This window comes from Edaphosphingomonas fennica (assembly GCF_003034225.1).
GTDB lineage: Bacteria > Pseudomonadota > Alphaproteobacteria > Sphingomonadales > Sphingomonadaceae > Sphingomonas_E > Sphingomonas_E fennica.
This window is the reverse complement of sequence record NZ_PHHF01000076.1, coordinates 48,402-58,556: the sequence shown is the minus strand read 5'-3', so window position 1 is coordinate 58,556 and position 10,155 is coordinate 48,402. Positions and strand designations below refer to the sequence as shown.

At 67.7% G+C, this 10,155-nt stretch carries 7 protein-coding genes; 6 read left to right on the top strand and 1 reads right to left on the bottom strand.

Annotated elements, in window-relative coordinates:
* Window positions 1-138: 138 nt before the first annotated feature.
* Complete coding sequence (locus CV103_RS18330) at window positions 139-1,032, top strand: LysR substrate-binding domain-containing protein (RefSeq protein ID WP_015460131.1); 894 nt, start codon at window positions 139-141, stop codon at window positions 1,030-1,032.
* A 58-nt stretch (window positions 1,033-1,090) separates the two neighbouring features.
* Here the strand turns inward: CV103_RS18330 and CV103_RS18325 are convergent, their stop codons facing one another.
* Window positions 1,091-2,173 carry a branched-chain amino acid aminotransferase gene (locus tag CV103_RS18325; protein WP_015460130.1) on the bottom strand — a complete coding sequence of 361 codons (1,083 nt, stop codon included), beginning with the start codon at window positions 2,171-2,173 and terminating at the stop codon, window positions 1,091-1,093.
* Between the two features lie 214 nt (window positions 2,174-2,387).
* On the opposite strand from CV103_RS18325, the gene CV103_RS18320 reads away from it, so the two are divergent.
* The 5 genes from CV103_RS18320 (at window position 2,388) to CV103_RS18300 (ending at window position 10,154) form a co-directional block, all read left to right on the top strand.
* Window positions 2,388-3,929, top strand: coding sequence for an efflux transporter outer membrane subunit (locus CV103_RS18320; protein WP_245896942.1), 1,542 nt, complete (start codon window positions 2,388-2,390; stop codon window positions 3,927-3,929).
* Window positions 3,926-4,999, top strand: a complete 1,074-nt coding sequence (locus CV103_RS18315; RefSeq protein WP_015460128.1) for an HlyD family secretion protein — start codon at window positions 3,926-3,928, stop codon at window positions 4,997-4,999. The genes CV103_RS18320 and CV103_RS18315 overlap by 4 nt, the downstream gene beginning before the upstream one ends.
* Complete coding sequence (gene rbbA / locus CV103_RS18310; protein WP_107395755.1) at window positions 4,996-7,749, top strand: ribosome-associated ATPase/putative transporter RbbA; 2,754 nt, start codon at window positions 4,996-4,998, stop codon at window positions 7,747-7,749. The genes CV103_RS18315 and rbbA overlap by 4 nt, the downstream gene beginning before the upstream one ends.
* A gap of 2 nt (window positions 7,750-7,751) precedes the next feature.
* The gene (locus tag CV103_RS18305) at window positions 7,752-8,873 is read left to right on the top strand and encodes an ABC transporter permease (RefSeq protein WP_015460126.1); all 1,122 of its coding nucleotides are present in this window, start codon (window positions 7,752-7,754) and stop codon (window positions 8,871-8,873) included.
* Between the two features lie 96 nt (window positions 8,874-8,969).
* The gene (locus CV103_RS18300; protein WP_245896941.1) at window positions 8,970-10,154 is read left to right on the top strand and encodes a phospholipase A; all 1,185 of its coding nucleotides are present in this window, start codon (window positions 8,970-8,972) and stop codon (window positions 10,152-10,154) included.
* Window position 10,155: the final 1 nt, after the last annotated feature.

The window sequence follows — 10,155 nt, the reverse complement described above, 5'->3', positions numbered from 1 at the left end:
GAACGGGTCTAAACCGTTGAACCAACAGGGCTGGTCGCCGCCTCCCCAAGGCGGTCACGCATCCGATGACGCGATGCACCATTGCAATTTTCGCGTCTAATATCAAATTCGGCATGATTGATATCAAAGGCGAATGAATTGGACCTCCGCCATCTCCGCTATTTCGTCCGCGTGGCGGAGGAACTGCATTTCGGCCGCGCGGCAACCCAGCTCGGCATATCCCAGCCCCCGTTGAGCCAGCAGATCCGCGCGCTCGAGGACGAGCTGGGCGTGGCCCTGTTCGAACGCACCAGCCGCCGCGTGCGGCTGACGGAGGCGGGCGAGATATTCCTTCCCGAAGCGCGCAAGGCGCTGCAGCAGGCGGACCATGCCGCCGAGGTGGCCCGCCGCGCCGCGCGCGGCGAGATCGGCGAGCTGGCGCTCGGCCTGCTCAGCTCCGTGCTTTTCGTGCCGGCGGTCGCCAGCGCGCTCTTCCGTTTCCGCCAGGCCTATCCGGCGATCCGGCTCGACCTGCGCGAATTGTCGCTGGAGGCGCAGCTGGAAGCGCTGGCGGAGGGCGACCTCGACATGGGCTTCGTCCGCAGCCCGGAGCCGCCCGAGCTTTCGCACGGGCTGATGGCGACATTGATGCTGGAGGAGGAGATGGTGGTGGCGATGCGGCGCGATCATCCGCTGGCCGATCGCGCCACCGTGGCGGTGGCCGACCTCGCCGAGGAATCCTTCGTGCTCTACGAACGGCGGCTGGGCGCGGGGTTCAACGAGCAGCTGATCCGCATGTGCCGCGCCGCCGGCTTCGAGCCGCGCGTGATCCAGGAAAGCGGCGGCATCGCCACGCTGCTGGGCCTGGTTTCCGCCGGTTTCGGGATCACCTTCCTCGCCCGGTCGCTGAGCGTGATCCACCTCGACAGCCTGGTCTATCGCCCCCTGGCGGGGAACGACACGCTGAGCCGGCTATGGATGATCCGGCCGGTCCGCCCGTCGCTGGCCTGCCGGCAACTGCAGGCGATGTTCGTGCCGGCGCTGGCCGGATAGCGATCGGGGACAGGGGTGGCGCCGGCTGCGGGCGCCCTCCCCGTCCGCAAGCGGCCCCTCAGGCCCGGCGAAGCCAGCCGCGCGTATCGGCCAGGGTGCCGCGCTGGATGCCCACAAGCTCCTCGCGCAGCCGCGTGGTGAGGGGGCCGGTCCCGCCGTCGCCGATCAGGAAGGAGCCGCCGGCATGCCGCACCTCGCCGATCGCGGCGACCACGGCGGCGGTGCCGCAGGCGAACGCTTCCCGCAGGCGGCCGGATGCCGCATCCGCCTGCCACTGATCGAAGGAATAAGGCTGTTCCTGCACGACGATGCCGGCATCGCGGGCAAGCGTGATCAGCGACTTGCGGGTGATCCCCGGCAGGATGGTGCCGAGCGGCGGCGTCACCAGGCTGCCGTCGTCCATCGCGAAGAAGATGTTCATGCCACCCAGCTCCTCGACCCAGCGATGCTCGGCCGCGTCGAGGAAAACCACCTGGTCGCAGCCATGGCGCGAGGCTTCCGCCTGCGCGACGAGGCTGGCCGCATAATTGCCGCCGCACTTGGCCGCGCCGGTGCCGCCGGGGGCCGCGCGGGTATAATCGTCCGACACCCAGAGCGTCACCGGCTTGGCGCCGCCCTTGAAATAGGCGCCGACCGGGCAGGCGATGACGCAGAAGATATATTCGGAGGCCGGCCGCACGCCCAGGAACGGCTCGCTCGCGAACATGAAGGGGCGCAGGTAGAGGCTGCCCTCGCCGCCCGGAATCCAGCCCCGGTCGATTTCCACGAGGCTTTCGATCGCCGCCAGGAACAGCTCCTCGGGCACGTCCGGCATCGCCATGCGCGCCGCCGATTCATTGAAGCGGCGGGCATTTTCGTCCGGCCGGAACAGCGTGACCGATCCGTCCGCCAGCCGATAGGCCTTCATGCCCTCGAAGATTTCCTGGGCATAATGCAGCACCGCCGCCGCGGGATCGAGCTGGAAGGGCCGGCGCGCGCCTACCTGCGCGTCGTGCCAGCCCTTGTCGGACGTCCATTTCACCGTGACCATATGATCGGTGAACACGCGGCCGAAGCCGGGATTCTCCAGCAGCACGGCCCGCTCGTCCGCCGCGACGGGCGACGGGTGGGGGGTGATGGTGAAGCGGGTTTCCTGTCCCATATTCGCTCTTCCGTGAATCGAGTCCGCGCCGACCTAGCCCAGCGGATCGCGCGATGCCATGCCGATCGCCGTCTTTTTGGCGGCCGCCCCTCCATCACGACGGCCGCCGGCCCTGCCCGCGATTGGACATGCGCCGCCGATGAGATATGGTGCGCAACACAAACTATCGTCTCCAAGTCGTTGAAAGCCAAACTCCTGTGGGGACCTGGCAGGCATGGCGCGAGCTGTATCGGTTGCGGACGGACTGACGATCGACCATGCGCCCGGCCCCCGCCGGGGCACATCTGCATCGCCCGCCGGGCGGATGGGCAGGTTCGCGCCGCTCGGCTTGCTGCTGCTGGCCGGATGCTCCTTTGCCCCGCCTTATGTGCAGCCGCCGCTGCCGGTGCCGGACAGTTTCTCGACAACCTCCGCGTCCGACGGGAGCATCGCCCGGATCGGCTGGCGCGATTTCTTCCGCGATCCCGAATTGCAGGGGCTGATCGGCGAGGCGCTGGTCCATAATCGCGATATCCGCATCGCCGCCGGCCGGGTGGAGGAAGCGCGCGCCAATTACCGCATCCAGGGCAGCGCGCTCTACCCGCAGGTCGATGCGGTGGCCGCCGGCAATCGCGGACGCACGCCGGCCGGCCTCTCGCTGATCGGCCGGCCCGTCACCGCCAGCCAATATCAGGCGCTGCTGAGCGCGGGCTGGGAGATCGATTTCTGGGGGCGGCTGCGCAACCTGAAGGAAGCGGCCGTGCAGCAATTCCTCTCCACCGAGGAATCGCGCCGCGCCGTGGCGACGAGCCTGATCGCGCAGGTGGCGACCGGCTATCTGCTGGAACGGGAATATGAGGAACGGATCGCGCTTGCCCGCGATACGGTGACGACGCGCGACAAATCGCTGTGGATCATGCGCCGCCGCTACGAGGTCGGCTCCGGATCGAAGCTGGAGATGACGCAGGCGCAGCTGCTGCTGGCCCAGGCGAAGACCGCGCTCGAAGCGTTGATCCAGGACCAGGCGGTCAACCGCAACGCGCTGGCGCTGCTGGTCGGCCATCCCGTGGAATTCCGCCCCGGCCCGCTGCGGCTGGCGGAAACGGACAGCAACCGCGAGCTGCCGGCGGGATTGCCGTCCGACCTCCTGATCAACCGCCCCGATATCGTGGCGGCGGAACACCGCCTGCGCGCCGCCAACGCCAATATCGGCGCGGCGCGGGCCGCCTTCTTCCCCAACATCAACCTTACCGGCACGTTCGGCACCGCCAGCAACGAGCTGGACGGCCTGTTCGGCGACGGCAGCCTATCCTGGAATTTCAGCCCGACGATCACGCTGCCCATCTTCAACGCGGGCCGCAACGCCGCCAGCCTCGATGCCGCCGAAGCCCGGCGCAACGTTGCCGTCGCCGAATATGAGCAGGTGATCCAGCAGGCCTTCCGCGACGTTTCCGACGCGCTGGTCCAGCGCCGCCAGCTCATCGCCCAGATCGCCAGCACGCGCGACATGGTGGCGGCGCTCCGCGAGCGCGCGCGGCTGGCGCAGCTGCGCTTCGACAACGGCCGGTCCGCCTATCTGGAGGTGCTCGACGCCCAGCGCGACCTGTTCGACACCCAGCAATCGCTGATCCAGCTTCGCCGCGGCTATTATGCCAGCGGCGTCGCGCTCTATGCCGCGCTGGGCGGCGGCTTCGCGGACGATGCGACCTTCGCGCCGCCGTCCCCCGCGCCCTCGCCTTCCCCATCGCCTTCCGTCGAGGAGGATCAGCCCCGATGAAAATGCCCGATCGACGCTGGCTCATCCGCGGCGGCATCGCTGCCATCATCCTGCTGGCCGCCTGGCTGCTGTGGAAGCTGGCGGCCCCCGGCGGCCTTCCCGAAGGGATCGTCGGCGGCAACGGCCGCATCGAGGCGACCGAGATCGACATTTCCGCCAAGACGCCGGGCCGCGTGGCGGAGATCGCGGTCGACGAGGGCGATTATGTGAAGGCCGGCCAGATCGTCGCCCGGATCGATACCGATGTCCTGCAGGCGCAGAAGGCGGAAGCGGAAGCGCAGTTGCAGCAGGCCCTGAACGGGATCGACGTCGCGCAGACGCAGGTGGCCCAGCGCCAGGGCGATCGCGCCTCCGCCTTCGCGGTAGTCCGCCAGCGCGAGGCGGAGCTGAACGCCGCGCGCAAGCGGCTCGCCCGATCGACCACGCTGGCGCGCGAAGGCGCCACCGCCGTGCAGGAACGCGACGACGATCAGGCCCAGGTGGAAGGCGCCCATGCCGCCGTGGAGGCGGCGCGCGCGCAGCTTGCGGCGGTCGACGCCGCGATCCTGACGGCCAAGTCGCAGGTCATCGGCGCGCGATCCAATGTCGACGCCGCCCGCGCCACCATCCGCCGGCTGGAAGCCGACATCACGGACAGCGACCTCAAGGCCCCGACGGACGGGCGCGTGCAATATCGCGTCGCCCAGCCGGGCGAGGTGGTGGCCGGCGGCGGCCGCGTGCTGAACGTCGTCAACCTGACGGACGTCTACATGACCTTCTTCCTGCCCGAAACGGTGGCGGGCCGCGTGGGCGTGGGCAGCGAGGCGCGGATCGTGCTGGACGCCGCATCCCAATATGTGATCCCCGCCCGCGTCTCCTTCGTCGCCGATGTCGCCCAGTTCACGCCCAAGACGGTCGAGACGGAAAGCGAGCGGCAGAAGCTGATGTTCAGGGTGAAGGCCCGGATCGATCCCGCCTTGCTGAGGAAGCATATCAACCAGGTGAAGACCGGCCTTCCCGGCATGGCCTATGTGCGGATCGACCCCAAGGCGGAATGGCCGGCCGATCTCGCGGTCAATGTCGGCCGATGACGGCGCCCGCGACCGCGCCTGACCCGCCGGTCGCAAGCCTGGCCGGGGTGAGCCTGCGCTTCGGCGACACGAAAGCGCTCGACGGCATCGACCTGGACATTCCGACGGGGCGCATGGTCGCGCTGATCGGGCCGGACGGGGTCGGCAAGTCCAGCCTCTTCTCGCTGATCGCCGGATCGCGCATCATCCAGGCCGGCACCGTCACCGTGCTGGGCGGCGACATGGCCGATGGCCGCCACCGCAACGCCATATGCCCGCGCATCGCCTATATGCCGCAGGGGCTGGGCAAGAATCTCTACCCCACGCTTTCGGTGGCGGAGAATCTGGAATTCTTCGGCCGGCTGTTCGGCCAGGATGCGGCGGAGCGGGGGGAACGGATCGTCGATCTGCTCGCCAGCACCGGCATGTCGCGGTTCCGCGATCGCCCGGCGGGCAAGCTTTCCGGCGGCATGAAGCAGAAACTGGGCCTGTGCTGCGCACTGATCCACGATCCCGATTTCCTGCTGCTGGACGAACCCACCACGGGCGTGGACCCGCTTTCCCGTGCGCAATTCTGGGACCTGATCGATCGCATCCGGCTCGACCGGCCGGGCATGAGCGTGCTGATCGCCACCGCCTATATGGAGGAGGCCGCCCGTTTCGACTGGCTGGTGGCGATGGATGCCGGCCGCGTGCTGGCCACCGGCACTGCGGCCGAGCTTTACGAACGCACCGGCAAGGACAATCTGGAACAGGCCTTCATCGAACTGCTGCCGGAGGAGCAGCGCCGGGGCCATCATGCCGTCACCATCCCGCCGCGCACCGGCGAGGGGCTGGACGAGGTGGCGATCGAGGCCAAGGGCCTCACCAAGCGCTTCGGCGATTTCACCGCCGTCGATCATGTGAACTTCCGCATCGAGCGCGGCGAGATCTTCGGCTTCCTGGGATCGAACGGCTGCGGCAAATCGACGACGATGAAGATGCTGACCGGCCTCCTGCCCGCGACCGAGGGCCAGGCCTGGCTGTTCGGGCAGGAGGTGGACAGCCAGGATATCGGCACCCGCCGCCGCGTCGGCTATATGAGCCAGGCTTTCTCGCTCTACAGCGAGCTTACCCTGCGGCAGAATCTGGTGCTGCACGCCCAGCTCTTCAGCGTTCCGGCAAGCGAGATTCCGGCGCGGGTGGACGAGATGGCGAGCCGGTTCGGGCTGAGCGACATACTGGACGCCCTGCCCGATGCCCTGCCGCTCGGCCAGCGGCAGCGGCTGTCGCTGGCGGTGGCGCTGATCCACCGGCCGGAGATGCTGATCCTGGACGAGCCGACATCCGGCGTCGATCCCATCGCGCGGGACCAGTTCTGGCAGAGCCTGATCGACCTGTCCCGGCAGGACAGGGTGACGATCTTCATCTCCACCCACTTCATGAACGAGGCGGAGCGCTGCGACCGCATATCGCTGATGCATGCCGGCAAGGTGCTGGTGAGCGATACGCCCAGGGGCATCGTGGAAAGCCGGCACGCGGCGACGCTGGAGGAAGCCTTCATCGGTTATCTGGAGGAAGCGGAAGCCGCCGCGGCCGTGCCGGAGGAGGCCATCCCCCAATCCGCCCCGCCCGCCGCCCACGCGCCCGAGGACAGGATCGGCGGCTTCAGCATCCGGCGGATGCTGAGCTACTCGCAGCGCGAAAGCCTGGAGCTGCGCCGCGATCCCATCCGGGCGACGCTGGCGCTGGTGGGCAGCGTGATCCTGATGTTCATCATGGGATATGGCATCAGCATGGACGTGGAGGACCTGTCCTTCGCCGTGCTGGATCGCGACGGCACGGTCACCAGCCAGAATTACGCGCTGAACCTCGCCGGATCGCGCTATTTCGTCGAACGGCCGCCCGTCACCGATTACGACCAGCTCGACCGGCGGATGCGCGCCGGCGAGCTGAGCGTCGCGATCGAGATTCCGCCCGGCTTCGCCCGCGATCTGCGCCGGGGCGACAGGGTGGCCATAGCCGCGTGGATCGACGGATCGATGCCGCAGCGCGCGGAAACGGTGCAGGGCTACATGCAGGCGATGCACGCCCAATGGCTGGGCGACATGGCGTTGCAGGAACTGGGCGAGCGGCCAAGCGCCGGGCTGATCGATATCGAGACCCGCTATCGCTACAACCCGGACGTGAAGAGCCTGGTGGCGATCGCGCCCGCCGTGATCCCCGTCCTCCTCCTCCTCCTGCCGGCGATGCTGACGGCGCTCAGCGTGGTGCGCGAGAAGGAGCTGGGATCGATCATCAACTTCTACGTCACCCCGATCACCCGGATCGAATTCCTGATCGGCAAGCAGCTTCCCTATGTCGCGCTGGCGATGCTCAACTATGCGCTGCTGGTGATCCTGGCGGTGGCGATCTTCCGCGTGCCCATCACCGGCAACATATTGGCGATGACGGCCGCGGCCTTCCTCTACACCATATCGGCCACCGCGATCGGCCTGCTGTTCTCGGTGTTCATGCGCAGCCAGATCGCCGCGATCTTCGCCACCGCCATCGGCACGATGCTGCCGGCCATACAGTTTTCCGGCCTGATCAACCCGGTATCCTCGCTGGAGGGCGCCGGCGCCCTGATCGGCCGCATCTTCCCGACCGCCCATTTCGTAACCGTGTGCCGGGGCGTCTTTTCCAAGGGGCTGGGCTTCGGCGATCTGCATACGCAGATGCTGGGGCTGGCGCTGGCGATCCCGGTCCTGATGACCGCCTGCGTGGTGCTGCTGCGCAAGCAGGAACGCTAGGCATGGCGGCCGCCAACATATTCCGGCTGGGCGTCAAGGAACTGCGCAGCCTCTGGCGCGATCCGATGATGCTCGCGCTGATCGCCTGGGCCTTTTCCTTCAGCATCTACGTGGCGGCCACCGCCATGCCGGAAACGCTGCACAAGGCGCCGATCGCGATCGTCGACGAGGATCAGTCCCCCTTGTCGCAGCGGATCGTCGCCGCTTTCTATCCCCCGCATTTCACCCAGCCCTTCATCATCTCGCAGAACGAGATCGATCCGGGGATGGATGCGGGCCTCTATACCTTCGCGCTCAACATCCCGCCCGGCTTCCAGCGCGATCTGCTCGCCAACCGCCAGCCGGCGGTGCAGCTGAACGTCGATGCGACGCGGATGAGCCAGGCCTTCACCGGCAACGGCTATGTCCAGCAGATCGTGAACGACGAGGTGAACGAATTCATCCAGCGCTACCGCGCCAATCCGCAGCCGCCGGTGGCGCTGGAGCTGCGCGCGCGCTTCAACCCCACGCTGGCGCAAAGCTGGTTCGGATCGGTGATGGAGGTGATCAACAACGTCACCATGCTTTCCATCGTGCTGACGGGCGCGGCGCTGATCCGCGAGCGGGAACATGGCACGATCGAGCATCTGCTGGTGATGCCCGTCACCCCGTTCGAGATCATGGCCGGCAAGGTCTGGGCCATGGGGCTCGTCGTGCTGCTGGCCTGCGCCTTCTCGCTCACGGTGGTCGTGCGGGGGCTGCTCCATGTGCCGATCGAAGGTTCGGTCGCGCTGTTCCTGCTGGCCACCGCGTTCCACCTGTTCGCCACCACATCGATGGGCATCTTCATGGCCACGGTCGCGCGATCGATGCCGCAATTCGGGCTGCTGCTGATCCTGGTGATGCTGCCGCTCCAGATGCTGTCCGGCGGCACCACCCCGCGCGAAAGCATGCCCGAATTCGTGCAGAACGTGATGCTGGCCGCCCCCACCACCCATTTCGTGAAGCTGGCCCAGGCCATCCTCTATCGCGGTGCCGGCCTTGCTGTCGTATGGCCACAATTCCTTGCGATCATGGTGATAGGCGGGCTGTTCTTCGGCATCGCGCTGGCCCGTTTCCGCAAGACGATCGTTACCATGGCCTAGGAACCGACACGCCCGATGCCCCCTTCCCGCCCATCATGCCACCGCCCGCGCTTGCGCCCATGGCTCTGCGCCGCCGCGATTTTCGCCGCGCCTGCCATGGCCCAGGCGGAGCCGCGCGATCTCGTCGGGGCGATCACGCCCGCGCCCGACGGCGATGGCCTGATCGTCGGCATCGTCACGCTCAACCCGGACGCGGCACCCGCGCGCGTGGCCCGGCCGGAAAGGCTGGAGGCGGAGCTGAAGGTCGCCGGTCGCACCATTCCGGTGGTTCTCGACCGGATCGATCCCGTCGCGGAACAGGAGGTGCCGGCACGCGGCTTCGCCGAGGCGCGCTATGCGCTGCGCCTTCCCGTGGGAACGCCCCGCCGCGATGCCGTGCTGACGCTGCGCCCCGGCCCGGACGCCGAAGGATATGCCTTCCGGCTTCCGCCGCGCGATGCCGGGGAACGGCGCGAGGCGCTGGCGCAAAACGACGATCCGGGCGTCCCGGCCCCCCGCCCGCCCCGCCCCGTGCCGGCCTCGCCCGTGGAGGCCCCGCCATCGGCCAAGCCCGATCAGGGCAATGCCTTCCTCGGCAATCTCTCCAGCTATGCGCCGATCTATGCGGCCTATGGCCCCGGCACCAACAGCGACGGGCGCCTGCAGATCAGCTTCAAATATCAGCTTTTCGGGGAACCGGGCGCCGTGGGCAAGGGCGAGCCCGCGATCAACGGCGTCCATTTCGCCTATACCCAGCGCATGTTCTGGGATCTGGATGCCAAATCCTCGCCCTTCCACAATATCGATTTCATGCCGGAGCTTTTCTACCTCGTCCCGGCCACGCCCGTGGGCAAGGGCTTCGCGCTGGGCGGCCAGGCGGGCTACCGCCATGAATCGAATGGCCGCGACGGGCTCGATTCCCGCAGCATCAACATGCTCTACGTCCAGCCGGTCGCGACCATGTATGCCGGCCGCTACACGATATCGGTGGGGCCGCGGCTGTGGGTCTATATCGCCAGCCTGGAGGACAATCCCGATATCAAGCGCTATCGCGGCAATACCGGCCTGTTCGCGGAAATCGGCGAGGATGAGGGCTTCCGCCTCACCACCAACAGCCGCTTCAACTTCGGATCGGGCAAGGGCGCGATCGATGCGGAGCTAAGCTACCCGCTGGACCGCATCTTCGAATCCAGCCTCAACATCTATCTCTTCGGTCAGGCTTTCGCCGGCTATGGCGAAAATCTGCTCGATTACCGCAAGAGCATGACGCGCCTCCGCTTCGGCATCGCCATCGTCCGATAGA